The organism is Nesterenkonia sp., from assembly GCF_029265375.1.
Taxonomy (GTDB): Bacteria; Actinomycetota; Actinomycetes; order Actinomycetales; family Micrococcaceae; genus Nesterenkonia.
Genome location: NZ_JAJUJJ010000025.1, coordinates 19,341 through 38,451, shown reverse-complemented (window position 1 = coordinate 38,451; position 19,111 = coordinate 19,341). Strand labels below are relative to the sequence as shown.

At 66.4% G+C, this 19,111-nt stretch carries 19 protein-coding genes and 2 riboswitches; of the genes, 9 read left to right on the top strand and 10 right to left on the bottom strand.

Features of this window, described 5'->3' with window-relative positions; all coding sequences use genetic code 11:
• The 3 genes from Q1K09_RS10460 to Q1K09_RS10450 form a co-directional block, all read left to right on the top strand.
• The coding region (locus Q1K09_RS10460; protein WP_300345369.1) for an LPXTG cell wall anchor domain-containing protein at window positions 1–1,911 on the top strand (1,911 nt) is incomplete at its 5' end.
• Window positions 1,912–2,036: 125 nt separating this feature from the next.
• Window positions 2,037–2,813 carry a DUF5819 family protein gene (locus Q1K09_RS10455; RefSeq protein ID WP_300345368.1) on the top strand — a complete coding sequence of 259 codons (777 nt, stop codon included), beginning with the start codon at window positions 2,037–2,039 and terminating at the stop codon, window positions 2,811–2,813.
• Window positions 2,806–3,897 (top strand): HTTM domain-containing protein, encoded by a 1,092-nt coding sequence (locus Q1K09_RS10450; protein WP_300345367.1) that lies wholly within the window; start codon window positions 2,806–2,808, stop codon window positions 3,895–3,897. Before Q1K09_RS10455 ends, Q1K09_RS10450 begins: the two co-directional genes overlap by 8 nt.
• A gap of 16 nt (window positions 3,898–3,913) precedes the next feature.
• Here Q1K09_RS10450 and Q1K09_RS10445 read toward each other — a convergent pair whose 3' ends face one another.
• The 10 genes from Q1K09_RS10445 to Q1K09_RS10400 form a co-directional block, all read right to left on the bottom strand.
• Window positions 3,914–4,357 carry a hypothetical protein gene (locus tag Q1K09_RS10445; protein ID WP_300345366.1) on the bottom strand — a complete coding sequence of 148 codons (444 nt, stop codon included), beginning with the start codon at window positions 4,355–4,357 and terminating at the stop codon, window positions 3,914–3,916.
• A 126-nt stretch (window positions 4,358–4,483) separates the two neighbouring features.
• Window positions 4,484–5,845, bottom strand: a complete 1,362-nt coding sequence (locus tag Q1K09_RS10440; protein WP_300345365.1) for a signal peptidase I — start codon at window positions 5,843–5,845, stop codon at window positions 4,484–4,486.
• Between the two features lie 5 nt (window positions 5,846–5,850).
• Window positions 5,851–6,483, bottom strand: a complete 633-nt coding sequence (locus Q1K09_RS10435; protein WP_300345364.1) for a SipW-dependent-type signal peptide-containing protein — start codon at window positions 6,481–6,483, stop codon at window positions 5,851–5,853.
• Complete coding sequence (locus Q1K09_RS10430; protein ID WP_300345363.1) at window positions 6,483–7,115, bottom strand: SipW-dependent-type signal peptide-containing protein; 633 nt, start codon at window positions 7,113–7,115, stop codon at window positions 6,483–6,485. Before Q1K09_RS10430 ends, Q1K09_RS10435 begins: the two co-directional genes overlap by 1 nt.
• Before the next feature lie 283 nt (window positions 7,116–7,398).
• Window positions 7,399–7,764 (bottom strand): type II toxin-antitoxin system death-on-curing family toxin, encoded by a 366-nt coding sequence (locus tag Q1K09_RS10425; RefSeq protein WP_300345362.1) that lies wholly within the window; start codon window positions 7,762–7,764, stop codon window positions 7,399–7,401.
• Window positions 7,764–7,970, bottom strand: a complete 207-nt coding sequence (locus tag Q1K09_RS10420) for a ribbon-helix-helix protein, CopG family (RefSeq protein ID WP_300345361.1) — start codon at window positions 7,968–7,970, stop codon at window positions 7,764–7,766. Before Q1K09_RS10420 ends, Q1K09_RS10425 begins: the two co-directional genes overlap by 1 nt.
• 37 nt (window positions 7,971–8,007) lie before the next feature.
• Complete coding sequence (locus Q1K09_RS10415) at window positions 8,008–8,541, bottom strand: CoA-binding protein (protein WP_300345360.1); 534 nt, start codon at window positions 8,539–8,541, stop codon at window positions 8,008–8,010.
• 53 nt (window positions 8,542–8,594) lie between these two features.
• Window positions 8,595–9,893 carry an O-acetylhomoserine aminocarboxypropyltransferase/cysteine synthase family protein gene (locus Q1K09_RS10410; protein ID WP_300345371.1) on the bottom strand — a complete coding sequence of 433 codons (1,299 nt, stop codon included), beginning with the start codon at window positions 9,891–9,893 and terminating at the stop codon, window positions 8,595–8,597.
• Between the two features lie 62 nt (window positions 9,894–9,955).
• On the bottom strand, window positions 9,956–11,977 hold the full coding sequence (locus tag Q1K09_RS10405) for an acetate--CoA ligase (protein ID WP_300345370.1): 2,022 nt from the start codon (window positions 11,975–11,977) through the stop codon (window positions 9,956–9,958).
• Window positions 11,978–12,052: 75 nt separating this feature from the next.
• A complete protein-coding gene (locus Q1K09_RS10400; RefSeq protein WP_300345359.1) occupies window positions 12,053–12,664 on the bottom strand; it encodes a flavin reductase family protein in 612 nt (203 codons plus the stop codon).
• A 10-nt stretch (window positions 12,665–12,674) separates the two neighbouring features.
• Window positions 12,675–12,762: riboswitch (SAM riboswitch) on the bottom strand.
• 119 nt (window positions 12,763–12,881) lie between these two features.
• A riboswitch (SAM riboswitch) is annotated at window positions 12,882–12,970 on the top strand.
• A 7-nt stretch (window positions 12,971–12,977) separates the two neighbouring features.
• On the opposite strand from Q1K09_RS10400, the gene Q1K09_RS10395 reads away from it, so the two are divergent.
• From Q1K09_RS10395 to Q1K09_RS10370, 6 genes are read left to right on the top strand one after another with little or no spacing between them, the layout of a single operon-like run.
• Window positions 12,978–13,895 (top strand): ATP-binding cassette domain-containing protein, encoded by a 918-nt coding sequence (locus Q1K09_RS10395; RefSeq protein ID WP_300345358.1) that lies wholly within the window; start codon window positions 12,978–12,980, stop codon window positions 13,893–13,895.
• A complete protein-coding gene (locus Q1K09_RS10390; protein ID WP_300345357.1) occupies window positions 13,892–14,566 on the top strand; it encodes a methionine ABC transporter permease in 675 nt (224 codons plus the stop codon). Before Q1K09_RS10395 ends, Q1K09_RS10390 begins: the two co-directional genes overlap by 4 nt.
• Window positions 14,567–14,598: 32 nt before the next feature.
• Window positions 14,599–15,504 carry a MetQ/NlpA family ABC transporter substrate-binding protein gene (locus tag Q1K09_RS10385; RefSeq protein WP_300345356.1) on the top strand — a complete coding sequence of 302 codons (906 nt, stop codon included), beginning with the start codon at window positions 14,599–14,601 and terminating at the stop codon, window positions 15,502–15,504.
• Window positions 15,501–16,415: a MetQ/NlpA family ABC transporter substrate-binding protein gene (locus Q1K09_RS10380; protein WP_300345355.1), complete on the top strand. Its 915-nt coding sequence runs from the start codon at window positions 15,501–15,503 to the stop codon at window positions 16,413–16,415. The genes Q1K09_RS10385 and Q1K09_RS10380 overlap by 4 nt, the downstream gene beginning before the upstream one ends.
• Complete coding sequence (locus Q1K09_RS10375) at window positions 16,412–17,707, top strand: acyl-CoA dehydrogenase family protein (protein ID WP_300345354.1); 1,296 nt, start codon at window positions 16,412–16,414, stop codon at window positions 17,705–17,707. The genes Q1K09_RS10380 and Q1K09_RS10375 overlap by 4 nt, the downstream gene beginning before the upstream one ends.
• Window positions 17,704–19,107 carry an LLM class flavin-dependent oxidoreductase gene (locus tag Q1K09_RS10370; RefSeq protein ID WP_300345353.1) on the top strand — a complete coding sequence of 468 codons (1,404 nt, stop codon included), beginning with the start codon at window positions 17,704–17,706 and terminating at the stop codon, window positions 19,105–19,107. Before Q1K09_RS10375 ends, Q1K09_RS10370 begins: the two co-directional genes overlap by 4 nt.
• Window positions 19,108–19,111 lie beyond the last annotated feature (4 nt).

Genomic DNA, 19,111 nt, shown 5'->3' with positions numbered 1-19,111 from the left:
GCGGTGGACCCGGATGCTGAGGCTGATGCTGATGCGACCGAGGAGACTGACGCTGACGCGGATGCTGCGGTGGACCCGGATGCTGAGGCTGATGCTGATGCGACCGAGGAGACTGACGCTGACGCGGATGCTGCGGCGGACCCGGATGCTGAGGCTGATGCTGATGCGACCGAGGAGACTGACGCAGACGCGGATGACGCTGCTGACCCGGACGCGGACGAGAACGCGAATGCGGCGGCCTCCGCTGCTGCGTCGGCTGATGCTGATGCTGACGGTAACCCGGCGGCTGAGGCTGCTGCGGAAGCTGCGGCCCAGGCTGATGCCACTGATGCCGCTTCCGCTGCTGCGGAAGCTGACGCTACGGCCGCTGCTGAGGCTGCCGCTAACGAGGAAGCCTCCTCCGAGGCTTCGGCTGATGTGAGCGAGGACGCCAACGCTGCTGCCACGACAGCTGCTGAGGCCGCCGCACAGGCTGACGCCTCCGATGAAACCAACGCAGACGCTACCGCTGCGGCGGATGCGAATGCGGCAGCTGCCGCCTCGGCCGCCGCCACTGCTGACTCCTCCGCTGCGGCTTCGGCTGACGCCGCTGCTGAGGCAGACGGCGATGATACCGGCACAGCCACTGCCGACCCCGAAGGCGATGAGACCGGCACCGACGAGGCCGCTGCTGACCCCGAGGGTGACGAGACCGGCACCGACGAGGCGGAAGCGGATGAGAACGCGAACGCTGCTGCTTCGGCTGCGGCGTCGGCGGATGCTGCGGCTGATGGTGACCCGGCGGCTACCGCTGCCGCAGTTGCTGCGGCTCAGGCTGATGCCACCGATGCCGCTTCCGCTGCTGCCGATGCTGACGCGACGGCCGCTGCTGAAGCTGCCGCTAACGAGGAAGCCTCTGCTGACGCTTCGGCCGATGTGAGTGAGGACGCCAACGCTTCGGCGACTGCGGCTGCCCAGGCTGCCGCTCAGGCTGACGCCTCGGATGACACCAACGCAGAGGCCAGCGCAGCGGCTGAGGGCAACGCAGCAGCTGCCGGTTCTGCCGCGGCCACCTCTAATGCCTCGGCTTCTGCCTCGGCGACTGCCGCCGCTGACGCGGATGGCAACGAAGAAGCGGATGCCGCAGCGGCTGCTGCTGCGGAGTCTGATGGTGCTGCTGATGGCACTGGCGATGACGATGGTGTAAGCGAGCCGTCGTTGTCGGTGGAGCCGGATCAGGCGACTCCTGGTGATGAGGTGACTGTTAGTGGTGAGGGCTTCACCCCTGATTCGACGGTCACTGTGGAGATCACGGATGAGGATGGCAACGTCATCGACACCATTGAGGGTGTCGAGGTGGACCAGGATGGTTCTTTCGAGGTGGAGTGGACTGTGCCTGAGGGTACTGAGCCTGGCAGCCTGACTGTCACTGCCACCGATGATGAGGATCCGGAGGTGTCTGCTTCGGCGTCACTGGTGGTGGTGGATCCGGCCCCGGATGTGGAGGCTGGTGAGATCGACATCGATATTGAGCACGAGGTCATCCGCCGTGGTGAGACTCAGATCGGGTATGGCTATGGTTATGAGCCGGGCACTGAGGTGCGTGGGTTCATGAACAGTGAGCCGACGATTGATCTGGGTGTCCAGGTTGCTGATGAGAACGGCACTGTGGTCTTCACATGGGAGATCCCGGATGAGGCTCTGATTGATGACCATACGTTCTCGCTGACCGCTGAGGGCTACGATGATCAGTCCATTGGATTTGAGGTCGTGGCCGGTGCTGGTGCTGCAGGCGATGCTGACGATGATGATCTGGCTACTACTGGTGCCGGTAACATCGTGGCATTGACTGTGCTGGGCCTGCTGCTGTTGCTGCTGGGCTCGGGTGCGCTGGTGTATGCCAAGCGGCGCCGTGCAGCCAGCACCCACTAAGTGGGCAGCTGATTGATGAGCGGTGCATAGTTCGGGCGTGAGCTCGACTATGTGATAGGGGTCCGGGCGCACCGCGCCCGGACCCCTTCCGCGCTTCCACCCCACCCTTACTGAGGAACTGCATCATGACCAAGGACCGGCCCACCGGCAAGAGGCAAGTCATCAAACGGCTGGCCATCAGCGCAGCCGCCCTGGTGACCATCTGGCACCTCTTCGCCTCCTTCCTCTGGATAGCTCCACCTTCCGCACTGCGGGAGGTGGTCCCCGGCGACGCGCTGCAGGAGTACATGATCCCGATGTTCGGACAGTCATGGAGCGTCTTCGCGCCAGAACCGATCAACGGTGACTACTACTTCGACGTCCGTGCCGTCGTCGAAACCGACGGCGAGGTCGAAGTGACCGAGTGGATTCGGGCCACAGACGTGGAGCAATCCCTGGCCACATACAGGCCCTTCCCGCCACGGGCGGCCAAGCTGGCCAACTCCCAAGCCTCCACGCTGAAAGGCGAATGGGAGAGCCTCAGCGAAGCAGAGCAGGAGATTGTGGGGCTGAACTACTTCAAAGAGGACTGGGACGAGCGCATGACCGAGACGCTGCTGGAGGTCACCGAGAACGAAGAGCAGCTGCTGGAGTATCTGGAGGCAGAACAGCGAGCTACCGCCTATGCAACCCAAGTGGCCCTCGCAATCTGGGGAGACGACGTCGTCCGGGTCCAATATCAGGTTGCCCGCCAAAACGTGGTGCCGTTCCACCAGCGGAACAACCGCAACGCGGAACGGCCCGCCATCCAGCCGGTGCCGCTGGGATGGCGAGGCCTCGTCGTCGAAAACATGCAGTCCCAGGAGGAATTCGCCTCCTACTTCTGCTCGGCTCCGCTGGAGGTGTGCCAGACCGATGAGTAAGAAGACCGCCAAGCGGACGTCCGCGCCGGAGAAGGACATCGCCGAAGACACCGAAGTCCCCACTAAGCCAGCCGCTGAAGAAGCGCTGGTCCCCGTGGTGGTGGCCGGCGCCAAACGGCAGGCAGCCCGGCTCAACGACCTCTTCGGACGCTTCGAAGAGCAGCTGACCGGCAGCTACAAAGCCACCTACGGCATCGCGGTGACCCGCATCGTGCTGGCCATCACCGGTATCGGCCTGCTGCTGACGAACTTCCGCGCACGCCACTACGTATTCGGCGTCGGAGGAGCCTGGCGCGGCGAGCTGGCAGAACCGGTCAGCGACTTCCCACAGATCTGGCTGTTCTCCCTGTTCCACCGACTCCTCCCGCACCCAGGGCTGTTCACCACTGCCTATATCCTGCTGGGAATCATCGCGGTCCTGGTGCTGCTGGGCTGGCGCACCCGCATTGTGCTGCCGATCTACCTGGTGCTGTGGGTCAGCTTCATCGAAACCAACGACGCTGTCGGCGACCAAGGCGACAACGCCTACCGCATGTTCCTGCTGGCCATGCTGTTCACCAACAGCTCCATGCGATGGTCCCTGGACGCACGACGACGTGAAAAGCGCGGCAATAAGCCCTCATGGCTGGAGAAGCGAGCGCCGTGGGTCCTGATCACCGCGCACAACCTGGCGCTGGTGGTGCTGGCGTTCCAAGTCTGCGCGATCTACGTCTCCGGCGGCCTGTACAAGGCAGGGGGCGACGCGTGGAAGTACGGCTTCGCCATCTACAACCCGCTGCAGACCGCCCACTTCGGCACCTGGCCGGTGCTCTCCGACCTGCTGACTGCCTGGGGCCCGCTGGTGGTGGCGCTGACCTGGGGATCCCTGCTGTTCCAGATCGCCTTCCCGTTCCTGCTGTTCAACCGGGCGACGCGGATCATCGCGCTGCTGGGGATCCTGTCCTTCCACTGCGCGATCGGCCTGCTGATGGGCCTGCCGTGGTTCTCCCTGACGATGATTGCGGTGGACGCGATCTTCATCCGCGACCGCAGCTACCGACGACTCGAACGCATGGTCCACCTCGCCCGACGAAGTTGGCGGTGAGACGCGCGACGCCGTCTCACGAGAGGTTGCGGCAATTCCCACCAATGCCAACAATGAGCCCAGCATTGCTGGCGATGGAGGCAGGTTCCGAGGTCCACCCGTGGCGGGACATGACAATGGCCACTTCTAGTTCAGAGCCCAGTCCTAACAAGCCCCCCAGCAGATTGGACTTTATCTGCGTGGTGTAGTTGGTTGGACTGCCAGTGGTCTCATCCTCGACATTGAATCCCGTCAGCGGCGCGAGAACCGATCCGAGACCCTCAGTGGAAGCGAAGACTTCAGCGTCTTCCACCGTGTAGCCCTCCGGGGCGGCCCAGTAGATCTCCACACGCGCCCCCAGGCCGAGGAGGCCCGACCTGTACCGGCATTGGCTGGTCAGAACAGGAGAGGGGATCGTAGCCGCGGTGACCGATCCGGCGGCAGGTTGCTGAACCTGCCATGCGGCCTCGGTGGTATCCACTATCTCGTCTGCTCCAGGTGAGGCGCTCACCGTCAGAGCTGCCATCACTACGGCGGCGCCTGCAATGGCGCGTCGCCTTGAAGCACGGCGTCGCCGGTCAGCTCGGCGGATGTGCACCATGGGGTCTCACCCCGCCCTCTTCATCATCCAGCGGCCCAGCAGCATGGAGGCCAGGGCGGCCACTAGCAGCGCCAGCACCGAGACGCCGGTGCGGGCCAGTGCCTGCTCCTCCCGCTCAGCAGTCCCGGAACCAGCGACGGCTGAGGAATCGGCGCTCGCGGCTTCTCCGGTCGGAGAGGTCTCGCCGGCGGAGGGGCCGTCGTCCTCCTGAGACGCATCGGCCCCCGGGACGTCTGCTCCGATTGAGGCCTCGTCCTCCCGGGCCCCGACGTGGATACTCAGCTGCGCTTCACTGTCCTGGAGCGCTTGGTCGTCATCGGGGAGCTGGATATCCAGGCGCAGCCACGGTTCGACGTCGGTGGAGAACTCATCGATCCATGCGATCTCCTCCTCCGGAGAGACCACATAGTCTGCCACCGCAGCGGCAGCACCCCCGGGGCAGTCAGTCGGTTCTGTGGAAGTTGACCCTGGGGGAGTGCTCCACTCGACAGCGCAGCGGCGGACCGTCACCTGCAGAGGCAGATGCCCGGCAGAGCTCAGACCCACCCGGGCATCACCGCGCGTAGGTGTGTCGAAAGCGACCCCGATATCCCACACCGACACAGCCCCCGGTGCCAGGTTCTGCCGAGAGCCCGGGTCATACACCGAGGTCAGCGTGATGTGCTGCGAGCTGCGGGTCTCCTGCACCAGCTCCTGGTCCGGCGCCGCCTGCGCGGGCTCTGCCGGTGCGGCAACAACCAGTGCCGAGACGACCGGCACAGCGATCAGCGAGACACCGGCGGCTCGCCGTGTACCGTGGCGAGGCCTGTGCTCATCGGTTAGGGTAGATTCCGTTGCCGTGGGTTCCTGAGAGTCGGCTGCGGCGTCGTCGTCGGTGTCCCGGCTGCGGGGCCAGAATGCCCAGCCCACCAGCAGCGAAGCGCCCAGGGTCAGCCCGCCGAGGACGTAGGGGTTGTTCATCTGGTGCAGCGGCTGGGCCAGCCCCGGAACGGAGGCCAGCAGCACGCGCCCCTCCGTGATCGTGTAGGGATACGGGTCCTCCGAGTCGTTGGCGTCGCCCTGCATCGTAATGATGCGCTCCTGCGGCCCGTCGCCCGGTTCGACGGAGGTGACGCGGTGGGTCACCGGCAGCTGACCCGGCCGGTCCACAGTGAGGACATCGCCCACCTCCACTTCGGAGGCCGGGATCTCCTGGACCAGCGCGGCCGAGCCGGCCGGGATAGTCGGCTCCATGGATCCGGTGCGGAACAGGATGATGGACACATTGAACACGTAGGCGCAGATGACCATCACGATGGCGGCAAGCCCGCTGACTGCGAGGATCCACAGCAGCACCTCTGTGATCCAGTGCCGGATACGGGCAGTCACAGAACTCACTCGCTTGAGCTGGTGCCTAGGAACTGCCAGCCCGGGGAGGCCGTGGCTCCCTGGGCGTCATTGGGGGCGTCACTGTTCAGGGTGAGCTCCAGGCAGTAGTTCACAGTGGATCCCTGGTCGGCCGCTACCGGCTGGCTGGATGGGGCGTCAGCGGTCATTGCCGAGCCGCGCTGCACCACCGCAGTGCCCGCCTCAAAGGTGGTGGCGTTGCAGGTGGTGCCCCCGATGGTGCGCAGACCATAGGTCAGGTGCTGGTTCAGCCCGCCAGTATTGCCGTCATCGGCCAGCACCTGGACGCTGCCGCCGGTGGAACCTTCCTGGGTGCGCACGCTGAACAGCGCGTAACTGGTGGAGCCAGGAATCAGGTCAGCGCCAGGCGAGAAGCCCAAGGAATGGGGGTTGGAGGCGTCAGTGGCTGTGAACGTGGCGCCGTCGACTGAGCCCTCCAGCGCGAAGGTCCCCGCGGTGACGGTGCCGGTGGCGTACTCGGAGTCATTCCATGCCGCCATCGTCACTGTGGCGCCCACGCCCAGCACCACCCCCGCGGCCAGCAGTGCGCGGACCCTGCGCAGCCACAGGGACGAGCGAGTGCTGGACGGTGGTGATGGACGGTTCGGGTGCCGTGTCATCAGCCCTCAAGCGAAGTGGCGAGGACCTGCCACGTGGCGCTGGCCGGCTCTCCCTGCTGCAGCTCTGTCTCATTAGCCTGCACCACGAAGCACAGCTGAATGGGGGTGCCGGCGGCGCCGTCGCCTGCAGTGAGGTTCAGGGTCTGCTCGGAGCCCACGCCCGCGGAGAGATCGGCGCCCGAGGCTACCGGGGTGCCGTCGGCGACGCCTTCAGCATCGCAGCTGGCCGGGTCGGCGTAGACGGAGTAGGACAGAAAATCCACGTTGGCGCCCTCGGAAGCGACGATCTCAATACCGTCCTCGGCCTCGATCGTGCCGTCCACCGTGGTCGCCTCGTCCAGACGAACCCAGAAGGGGGCGTAGAGGGTCTCGCCGGGGATCACGTTCTCTGCTGAAAACTCCAGTTCGGCGGCGGCACCTTCGGAGTCGTTGTCCGCATAGGTTGTGCCGTCGGTGGAGCCCTCCAGATTGAATGAGGCCGATCCGAAGGTGCCGAAGGCGAATTCGGAGTCATTCCACGCAGCCAGGGTCACGGCAGCGCCGATGCCGAGGACCACACCGCCGGCCAGAACGGCCTGAACTTTGCGGCGGCGGTCGGTGGAGGATGCAGCGGGAGCGGGGTGCTGAGTCATAGATGCTTCTTTCGAGAGTGGCTGGAAGTCAGCCGTGATCTGCATGAGGAGGCGGCCAGCTGGGTGCGCTGCCGCGGCGCCCGGCGGACGCGTAGTACCGGGAATGCCTCCCCGAGCTGAGAATGGCACTCGCCACAGTTCAGAATATCTGGGGCATTCAGGTTTCTGCAAGGTTTTTCAGCTGGTTTCCAGCTTGCAGGTGTGCGGGTCGGCGCGCGTGGGCGTTGCGGGTGGCCGAAGCCGGAGGCACCGAGCGGGGCACTCCTCGTCGGCGTCGGTAGGTCTACCAGGCAGTGAGGTGGCCGCGGAGGAACTCAGCCGAGCCGTCTAAGTCCAACGTCCCTCGGGCGACGTCGACGATATAGGTGAACAACTCGTCGTCGCTGGCCTCCAGCCGGGCATCGTTGAGCGACAGAAAGACGTTCAGCAGAAAGAAGGCGGTCCGCTTGTTGCCGTCGAGCAGCGGGTGGTTCCGGGCCAGCGACTCAGTCTGAGCGGCGGCGGCTAAGGGGAGTGAGGCGTATGCGGGGCGGCCGAAGACTGAGGCGGCCGGACGAGCCAACGCGGACTCCAGAAGTCCCTCGTCGCGCACATAGAAGCCCAGCCTGTCGATGACGCCGAGTGCTTGAGCCAGCGTGATGCGCTGCATCAGGCGTCAGCGAGTCGGTCCACCACGTCGCCGTAGCGTTCAAACGTATAGTCCACCGCCCGGTCGATCTTCTCCTGGGCGTCCTGGGCGCGGACAAGCTCCTCAACAGCCTGCAGGACCAGAGAGTGCTTCGAGGTATGCCGCTGAGCAGCAAGTTCATCGAGCCGCCGATCCAGCTCCTCGGGCAGACGCAAAGTCATAGCCATACCACCATGATACCAACCTGGTAGCAGGCCGGGCGGTTCAGGCGTCGCGCAGCTGACGCTTGGCCGAGATCACCCCAGTGTCGAACCCACCCAGGTGCAGGTTCCCGTGGAACCGGCCATGCTCGATCTTGATGCACCGGTTGTGCACCGCGTTCAGCCCCAAGTCGGTGGCCTTCTGCATCGCCTCGGGCGACTCGATGCCCAGCTGCGCCCACAGCGTCTTCGCACCCGCAGCCGCAGCCTCCTCCGCCAGTCCGGGAAGATCCTCCGGCCGCCGGAAGGCCACCACAATGTCCGGGGCTTCCGGAAGGTCCTGCAGCGAGGCGTATCCGGGCTCGCCGAGCACGGTCTTGCCGACCAGGCGCGGATTGACCCAGTAGAGCCGGTAGGTGGAGTCCGCCTTCAGATAGGTCGCCACAAAGTAGCTGGACCGGGAGGGGTTATCGCTCATCCCGATGATCGCCACCGACTCTGCGCTGCGCAGCAGCTGCAACCGCTGCGCCGGACTGGGCTCGGCCCAGATCCCGTGGGGGTGGGCTTCGGTGGCCTCTGCCTGTGTCTGGGTGCTCATCCTCTGCTCGCTTCCTGCCGCCTGCTTCTGCGCTGCCTGGGATCCCCGCCGGCTCACCGGTGCGCTCCGGTGGCCGCCTCCAGGGCCTGGTCCAGGTCCCAGATAATGTCCTCAACGTCCTCCAGGCCCACGGAAATCCGCACCAGATCCTCGCCGATGCCTCCGGCGGCCAGCTGCTCGGCCGAGAGCTGCTGGTGCGTGGTGGAGGCTGGATGCAGGATCAGGGTCCGTGCATCTCCCACATTGGCCAGGTGACTGGCCAGCTGCAGCGACTCGATGAACCGCGCACCGGTCTCCCGGCCGCCGGCGACCCCGAAGCTGAACACCGGGCTGACGCCCTCGGGCAGCAGCTGCTGAGCCCGGGCGTGATGGCGGTGACTGGGCAGGCCGGCGAAGTTCACATACTCCACTCGGGGATCGGCCTCCAGCCATTCGGCCACCTTCTGGGCATTGGCCGTATGCTCGACCATCCGCTGCGGCAGAGTCTCCACACCCTGGATCAGCTGGAAAGCGGCCTGCGGAGTCAGCGACGGGCCGAAATCGCGCAGCTGCTCAGCCCGGATCTTGGTCAGGAAGCCGTACTCGCCGAAGTTCCCCCACCAGGACAGCCCGCCGTAGGAGGCCACCGGCTCGGTCATCTGCGGGAACTTCCCGTTGTCCCACGGGAACCGTCCGGACTCCACAATCACCCCGCCCAGGGTGGTGCCGTGGCCGCCGAGGAACTTGGTCACCGAATGGGTGACGATATCCGCTCCGTGCTCCAGCGGCCGGAACAGGAACGGCGTGGTCAGGGTGGAGTCCACCACCAGCGGGATTCCGTGACTGCGGGCCACCTCACCCAGGCCGGGCAGATCCACGACGTCGGAGCTGGGGTTGGTCACCGCCTCGGTGAAGATCAGCTTGGTGTTCTCCTGCAGTGCAGCCTCGAAGTCGGCGGCCTCATCGGAGTCGACGAAGGTGGTCTCGATCCCGAACCGACGCAGCGAGACGTCCAGCTGGGTGACCGTACCGCCGTAGAGCTTGGAACTGGCCACAATATGGTCGCCCTGCTCGCAGAGGGCGGCGAAGACTAAGAACTCCGCGCTCATCCCGGAGGCGGTGGCCACCGCGCCGATGCCGCCCTCCAGGGAGGCCAGGCGCTCCTCCAGGGCGGCGACGGTCGGGTTGCCGATCCGGGAGTAGATATTGCCGTACTTCTGCAGCGCGAACAGGTTGGCCGCATCGGCGGTGTCCTTGAACACGAAGGAGGTGGACTGGTGGATCGGCACCGCCCGGGTGCCGTTGACGGTGTCCGGCACCGCGCCGGCGTGCAGTGCGCGGGTGCGGAAGCCGAACTGGGTCCGCTCCTTCAGGCTGCGGCCATTGCCGGTGGCTGAGCCGGCGGGCAGGTGGTCTGTGGGCTGGTGATCTGCGGTCACGGGGTGGGCACCTCTCTCATCGTTCCGCGCGCTTCACAGATCCGGCGGATCTGCGGCACACAGGGTTCGTTCTGCAGGCTGGTGGTATCGCCCAGCGGCTCACCGCTGTGCAGCTGGCTGAGCAGCCGGCGCATGATCTTCCCGGACCGGGTCTTGGGCACCTCCGGGACCGGGATGACCTCCCGCGGCTTGGCCACCGGGCCGATCACCTGCCCCACATGGGCGCGCAGCTCCCCGGCCAGGGCACGCTCGGCCGCAGGATCGCCGGAAATCCGCTCGGCCGCGGCACTGCTGAGCACCACGAAGGCGACTGCGGCATGACCGGTGGTGGCATCGGCGACGGCGGCCACCCCGGCCTCCACCACATCTGGGTGACTGACCAGGGCGGATTCGATCTCAATGGTGGAGAGCAGATGCCCGGAGACATTGATGGCCTCATCAATCCGTCCCCGGATCCAGATATTGCCCTGCGCGTCACGCACGGCCGCGTCCCCGGCTAAGAACCAGCCCTGGGCGACATATTTCTGCCAGTAGCTGGTGAAGAACCGCTCCGGGTCGCCCCAGACGGTGCGGGCCATCGACGGCCCGACGGCGGTGATCACCACATTGCCCTGCACCCCGGCAGGCACCGGCCAGCCGGCGTCGTCGACCACCTCCACCTCCCAGCCGGGCATCGGCCCGGCCACACTGCCCGGGACGGACTGCTCCTCCGGACGCGGGGAGAGCACCGTGGAGCCGGATTCGGACTGCCACCAGGTGTCCACCAGCGGCAGCGACGGCGCGCCCCGGCTGTCACGGGTGTCCCGGCCGATCTGGCTGCGCAGCCATGCGGCGGCCTCCGGGTTGACCGCCTCACCCACGGTGCCGGCCAGCCGGATGCTGGAGAGGTCATAGTCCTGCGGCACCCCTTGGGGGAACCAGCCCATCAGGGAGCGCACCAGCGTGGGGGCGGTGTAGTAGCTGGTGACCCGGTGGCGGGCGATGATCTCAAAGTGCCGGCCCGGATGCGGCACATTCGGCACCCCCTCATAGATCACCTGAGTGGCCCCGGCCGCCAGCGGCCCGTAGATCTCATAGGTTTGGGCGGTGACCCAGGCCAAGTCTGCGGTGCACCAGTGGACGTCCTGGTCGCGCTGGGCCGGATCCGGATGCGCGAACAGCCGCAGATAGCTGTACACCGCGCCGGTGAGGTATCCGCCGGTGGTGTGCACCAGGCCTTTGGGCTTGCCCGTGGTGCCGGAGGTGTACATGATGAACAGCGGGTGCTCGGCGTCGAAGAACTCCGGGATGTGCTGCGCGGAGGCGGTGTCCACGACCTCATGCCACCACAGATCCCGGCCCAGGCCATCGCCGCAGAGGTCATGGTCATTCCAGCTGATCGCCGAGCCGGTGCGGCGGATGACCAGCACGTGCTCCAGGCTGCCTCCGGCATCGGTGGTCAGCCCCTGGACTGCGGCGTCGGCGGCGGCTTTGACTGCAACTGCTTGGCCGCGGCGGAACTGGCCGTCGGTGGTGACCAGCAGCTTCGCACCGGTGTCTTCGATGCGGAACCGCAGCGCCTCGGCGGAGAACCCGCCGAAGACCAGCTGGTGGACCGCGCCGATGCGAGCGCAGGCCAGGGTGATCACAATGGTCTCCACCAGCACCGGCAGGTAGATCACCACGCGGTCTCCGGGGCCGACCCCCAGGGTCGTCAGCGCATTGGCGGCCTGGCTGACCCGGCGCTGCAGATCCGCGTAGCTGACCGTCAGCCGGTCTCCGGGCTCTCCTTCGAAGAGCAGGGCGGGCACATCCCCGCGGCCGGCGGCCACATGCCGGTCCACACAGTTGACCGCGGCATTGAGCCGCCCGCCCAGGAACCAGCGGATCTCCGGGCCGCGGCGCGCCTGCGGGTCCGCAGGAGTCCAGGCATGCACCGTATGGCTGGCGGTCTCCCAGTCCAGCAGCTGCGAGGCCCGCTCCCAGAACGCTAGGCGCGCCGGCTCATCACCCGGAATCGGCTCCGGCCAGCGGTGCACATCGGCCTGCAGCGGGTGGGTTTCCTGCTGGGCAGCAGGGGTTTGCGAGGTGAGGACAGAGCTTCTCACCGTGGCTCAGGCCTTCCGGCCGGCGCGGTGAGCCTGAAGCTCGCCGGAAGCACCTGCGGCGCTGCCGGCCGTGCCCTGGGAGGGACGCTCAGCGGTGGTCTGCGCCTCAGGGGAAGCCAGCGGGGTGAACCCGCTGCGGTGGAAGACCAGCCCCGGCTGCGATGAGTCGGTGCTCAGGCCCAGGATCTCCAGGACCACCACGTCATGGTCGCCGGCGGGAAACTGGTCATAGATCCGGGTGCTCAGCCGCAGCGGCGAATCCGGAAGCAGCAGGGCGCCGTCGTCGTTGGTCTCATACTCCACCCCGGCGAAGCGCTCCACAGAGTCCTTGGTGGCCAGCTGCCGGGGCAGATGCTCCTGGTGCCCGCCGAGCACAGAGACACCCAGATGCCCGGGATGCTCGCGCAGCTGCGGCCAGGTGCGGGAGCTGTGCTGGACAGCCACGGTGGCAAGCGGCGGATCCAGCGAAACACCCACGGTGAAGGTGGAGGCCAGCAGACCGGCCGGGGCCCCGGCGATCTCGGCGCCGATCAGCACCACGCTCTGCGGGACGTGGGCGAAGGCGGCGCGCAGGTCCAAAGAGCTCAGCTGCGGCGGCGCGGCGGTGGATACGCTCATCAGTTACACACTCCCATCGATCCTGGCGGTAGCACCCGGCAGTCTCCGGGTTGCTGCGGCGTCGAAGAGCCAGGTCTCTCGGCCGCTCGGGATGGACCCCTCCACGGTAAGCCCGGCCGCCCCAGCGGGGCAAAAGTTGCGAAGTGTGTCCGCGCAGACGTGATCATTTTGAACACACTGGCTTGAACATTTACGGTGAAGGGGCAACACTAGCAATCACCCATCCAGAGCGACTGAGGGATCTGGCCCGATGACGTCGCAGCAACCAGCCGCTTGGCAAGGTGCTAACGCCAGAAACGATGGAGAACGCCTCATGATTTCACTGCGCCATGTGTCCACCACCTTCGCCGCCCGCGGCAAGGAGCCGGTGACCGCCGTCGACGACGTATCCCTGGAGATCCCCCGCGGATCCATCCAAGGCATCATCGGATTCTCCGGGGCAGGAAAGTCCACCCTGCTGCGCAATATCAACCTGCTGCAGCGCCCCACCTCGGGCCAGGTGTGGGTCGGTGAGACCGAACTGACCAGCCTCAGCAGTGAGCAGCTGCGGCAGGCCCGACACCAGATCGGAATGATCTTCCAGGGCTTCAACCTGGTCAACAACCTCACCGTGGCCCAGAACGTGGAACTCTCCCTGAAGTTCGCCGGCGTCCGGGACGCTGCGGCACGACGCCGCCGTGCCGCCGAGGCCCTGGAGATCGTGGACATCTCCGAGAAAGCCTCCGGCTACCCCGCCCAGCTCTCCGGAGGCCAGAAGCAGCGGGTGGCCATCGCCCGGGCGCTGGCCACCAAGCCGGAGGTGCTGCTCTGCGATGAGCCCACCTCCGCGCTGGACCCTTTCACCACCGCCGGAGTGCTGCAGTACCTGGCCGATGTCAACCGGGAGTTCGGCATCACGGTGGTGGTGGTCACCCATGAGATGGAGGTCATCAAGGCGCTCGCCGATGACGTGGCGGTGATGGAGAATGGCCGGTTGGTGGAGCGGTTCGCCGCGCATCGGCTGCGCGACACCGGGTTCACCCCGGCCACCTCCATCGGCCGGTACCTGGTCTCCGAAGGCATCACAGTGGACCGGTCCGGCCCTGCGAGGCAGACCGTCAGCGCCGCGGAGCAGACCCAAAGCCCCGCGGAGCGGGCCGAGGCCACGGCGGCGACCGGCGGCCCGGGCGAGTCCGCGCATGAGACCCCGGACCGGATCCTCACCACGGTCCAGGGAGGTGGCCGGCTGTGAGCTGGGAGACCATCATCCAACGCCTGCCGGAGATCCAGGTGGCGATGCTGGAGACCTTCGCCATGATCGGAGTGGCCATCCCGCTGGCCGTGCTGTTCGGCACCCCGCTGGGAATCTGGCTCTACAACCACGCCCCCGGCGGGATCTCCCCGACGCCGAAGAGCCACGCCATCGTCTCCGGGGTGGTCAATATGGTCCGCTCCTTCCCGTTTCTGATCCTGCTGATCGCCATCATCCCCTTCACTCGGCTGCTGGTGGGCACCTCGGTGGGTACTGCGGCGGCGATCGTTCCGCTGACCATCAACGCGATCCCCTACTTCGCACGCCTGGTGGAGCAGAACATCACCCAGCTTGGGCCTGGAGCAGTGGAGGCGTCCCGCGCGATGGGGGCCACCCGCGGTCAGATCATCCGCAATGTGCTGCTGGTGGACGCCAAGCCGGCGATCATCGGCTCGATCACCATCACCACCGTCAGCTTCATCTCCTACTCGGCGATGGTCGGTCTGGTCGGCGGCGGAGGGATCGGAGACCTCGCCATCCGCTACGGCTACTACCGCTATGAGACCGAGACCATGATCTTCGCCTGCGTGCTCATGGTCGCTCTGGTCACCTTCGCTCAGTGGAGCGGAACCCGCATCGCGCGCTGGACCGACAAGCGCGTCACCGCCTGAGAATCCCTCGTCACCCCAGAAGAGAGACGCTAATGACGCACACCCATGCCCATATCACCGGTACGCCCAGAAGGCGGTCAGCCGCCGTCGTCGTCGCTCTGGCAGCAGCGGCAGCCGGCACCGGCTGCGGACTGATCGAGGACGAGCAGACCATCAGCATCATGGTCACCGAGTCCGCCCCTTTTCAGGAGCCGGTCGAGATGGCCGCCGACCGGCTGCAGGAGCAGGGGTACGAGCTGGACATCACCTATGTCACCGACATCGTCCAGCCCAACCAAGTGGTCGACCGGGGGGAGTACGACGCCAACTACTTCCAGCACCTGGCCTATCTGCATCACTTCAACTCCGCCAATGACACCGAGGTGGAGCCGCTGTTCTCGGTCTACTACGCCCCAGCAGGTCTGTACTCGCTGCAGCACGACTCTCTGGAGGCGCTGCCCGAGGGTGCGGAGATCAACCTTCCGGTGGACCCGTCCAATAACGGCAGGGCCCTGCAGCTGCTGGCCGATGAGGGTCTGATCGAGATCGACGAGTCCGTGCCGGTGATCGAACTGACCCAGGACGATATCACCGCCAATCCTCGCCAGCTCCAGTTCGTGGAGACCGATCAGCAGTCGGCCGCGCAGGTGCTGCCCGACGTCGACGCCGGATTCAGCTTTGTGCGCCTGGTGGCGGAGGCCGGATACGACTTAGAGGAGACCCAGCTGGCAATCGAAGACGGGCGCGAGGAGATCAGCACCCCGTTCACCTGTGTCGTCGCCGTCGGGCCCGACGGGGTCACCGACGAGCAGGCCCAGGCGCTGCAGGACGCATTCCAGTCTGAGGAGATCGAACAGTGGTTCGAGGACTACCAAGGCGGAGTCCTTGAATACTCCGACGTCCTCACCCTCGACAACGCCGAACAGCAGTGGACCGAGTTCACCGAAGGAGACGCATGAGCGCCCCGCATCGCCCGTTCGCCCCCACCGCCGTGGCCGCTGCGCTGACCCGACGGCGCCTGCTGGCTGCTTCTGCGGCCGCCGCTGCCGCGGCTGCACTGACCGGATGCGGCCTGGTGGGCGCGATCGGGCAGGACCGCAGCATCAGCATCATCGTCACCGAAAATGCCCCCTTCCAGGAGCCCACCGAGATCGCCCAGGAGCACCTGGAAGAGGAGGGATGGGAGCTGGAACCCACCTATGTCACCGACATCATCCAGCCCAACTATGCGGTCAGCAATGGAGAGTACGACGTCAATTTCTTCCAGAACCTCACCTACCTGCGCCAGTTCAATATTGATCACGGCCTGGAGCTGGAGCCGATCTTCTTCATGTTCGAACAGCCCCCCGGCATCTATTCGCGTGAATACGAATCACTGGACGAGCTCCCCGATGGTGCGTCCGTCGCACTGCCGGTGGACACCGCCAACAACGGCCGCGGCATCCGGCTGCTGGCCCGGGCCGGGCTGATCGAGATCGACGAGTCCAAAGACGTGGTGGAGCTCAGTGTCGACGACATCACCTCCAATCCGCGAAATCTCGAGTTCATCGAGGTGGACCAGCAGTCGGTGGGGACGGTCTACGACGACGTCGACGCCGTCTTCGGGTTCGCCCGGCTGATGGCGGAGGTCGACGTCATGCCTGAGGAAGCCCTGATCATTGAGACCGACGAGGAAGCACTGCCGTTTGCGATGACGATCGCCGCCCAGCCGGAGTTCCGCGAGAACGAGCCGGAGAAGTACCAGGCGCTGAAGGAGGCCTACCACTCCGAAGAGGTCCGCCAGTGGTACGGCCAGTACCTGGACGGCCTGCTGACCCCCGCCTTCGAACGTGACATCGACGCCGCATGGCAGGAGGCCACCAGCCAATGAGCACCACCGCTATCACCGAAGGGCTCCCGCCGGCACAGACCCAGCCGGCAGAGGCCGCAGACTTTCAGCTGCCGCAGCAGCTGCTGGAGGCGATCGCCGAGGCTGCGGTGGACCGTGAGCTGCACCGCAGGCTGCCCTACGAGCAGGTCGCCTGGCTGGACGAGGCGCGCTTCGGCGCGCTGCGGGTGCCGCAGAGCCACGGCGGTCCCGGGGCGAGCATCGAGCAGCTGATCGGCCAGGTCATCCGCCTGGCCGAGGCCGACTCCAATATCGCCCACCTCTACCGCGGGCACTTCGGATTCGTGGAGTCCCTGCGCTTCAAACCCGCCGAGCAGGCCCGGCACTGGTACGCCGAAGTGCTCGCCGGACGCACTGTGGGCAACGCCTCCACAGAGAAGGGCGGCAACGCACTAGGGACCCTGAACACCCTGCTGACCCCGCAGCGCGACGGCAGCTGGAGCCTCACCGGGGAGAAGTTCTACTCAACCGGCACCATCTTCTCCGACTACACCCGAGTCTCAGCCGCCATAGCCGGCCGCGAAGGGCGACAGTTCGCGGTGGTTCCCATCGACGCCGAAGGAGTCACCGTCCACGACGACTGGGACGGATTCGGGCAGAAGCTCACCGGCACCGGCACCACCGAATTCCACCAGGTGCAGGTCCCGCAGATCGCGGTGCTGGACAGGACACCGGGATCTCACGAGGCGGTGCATGAGGCCGCGTTCTTCCAGCTCTACCTGTTAGCCGTGCAGGTCGGCATCGCGCGGGCGGCAGTGCGCGACGCCGCCGCGACGCTGGCCACCCGCACCCGCACGTTCAACACGTCCGCATCGGGTGCGGCGTTCAAGCAGGATCCGCTGATCCAACAGGTGGTGGGCCAGATGTCCTCCAAGACCTTCGTGGCCGAAGCCGCTGTCACAGAGGCCGCCCGCATACACGACCGGGCCCTGCAGGACGGACTCGACGCCGGCACCGGCGACCCCTCCTTCACCGCCGCCCCTCCCGAATCCATCTGCGACTCCGAAATCGCCGTCGAGAAAGCCCAGATCACCGTGCCCGGCCTGGTGCTGGAGGTCACCGCCGAGCTGTTCCAGACCGTGGGAGCCTCCGCCACAGCGCGCACCAAAGCGCTGGACCGGCACTGGCGCAACGCCCAGACCATCGCCACCCACAACCCGATCGTCTTCCGGGCCCGAGCCATCGGAGACCACACCATCAACGGCACCCTGCCGGAGGGCCTCAACGCCATCGGCGATGCCACCAGCACCGCACCAGGACGGAGCACCCTATGACGCAGCCCGTGAGCGATGAGGCGCCCCTGCACTTCAACGCCTTCGACATGCTGGTGCCGGTCCACCAGTCACCCGGACTCTGGCGGCACCCAGAGTCCCAGATCGACCAGTTCGACCAGCTCAGCTACTGGACCGGGCTCTCCCAGACCCTGGAGCAGGCAGGATTCAGCTGCCTCTTCCTAGCCGATGTGCCCGGCGTCTACGACGTCTACGGCGGAGACCACCAGGCGTCCGCCCGCGGGGGAGTCCAGTTCCCGCTGCTGGACCTGCAGGTGATCATTCCCGCCCTGGCTCAGGCCACCGAGCATCTGGGCTTCGGCATCACCGCCTCGGCAACCTACGAGCACCCGTACCTGCTGGCCCGCAGATTCGCCACCCTGGACCACCTCACCGGCGGCCGGATCGCCTGGAACATCGTGACCAGCTACCAGGAGTCCGCCGCTCGGAACCTGGGGCTGAGCGGCCAGATTCCGCATGACGAGCGGTACGACCGCGCCGATGAGTTCATGGAGGTGATGTACAAGCTCTTCGAGACCTCCTTCGACGACGACGCGGTGACCATCAACCGCCAGGACGGCGTCTTCGTGGACCCGCAGAAGGTCCACCAGATCGGACACTCCTCCCGCTGGTACCAGGTGCCCGGGCCCATGCTCACCCACCCCGGGCCGCAGCGCACCCCGCTGCTGTTCCAGGCCGGGTCCTCGGCCCGCGGCCAGCAGTTCGCCGTCGACCACGGGGAAGCGATCTTCGTGGTCAACGCCAACACCAAGTCCCTGGCGGCCCAGGTGGTGGACACCCGCCGGAAGCTCGCTGAGGCGGGACGGGCCCCGGAGTCGGTGAAGTTCTTCGCCATGGCCACCGTCATCGTCGCCGAAACTGAGGCCGAGGCCCAGCAGCGGCTTGAACAGTACCGGGAGTACGTGGACACCGAAGCCGCGCTGGCTCTGTTCGGCGGATGGACCGGAGTGGACCTCTCCGGACTGGATGAGGAGGCGTATGTGGAGGACGTGACCACTGACGCCAACCAATCGGCACTGGCATTCTTCACCAAAGACCCCCGACGCCGCTGGACAGTGCGCGACATCGCAGAGTTCGTCTCCATCGGCGGGCGCGGCCCCACCATCGTGGGAGACCCCCAGCAGGTGGTCGATCAGCTGCTGCACTACCGCAGGGTCACCGGGATCGACGGCTTCAACATTTCAGCAGCCGTGCGGCCGGCAGACTTCGAACGCTTCGTCCACTACATCACCCCCGAGCTGCAGCGCCGCGGACTGCTGGCCGAGCGCCCGGACACTCCCCGCACGCTGCGGGAGACGCTGCTCGGCGCAGGACCGCACCTGGCCGAGGACCACCCCGGGAGCCGAGCCCAGATGGCGAAGTATGTCCACACTGTGGTCTGATCAT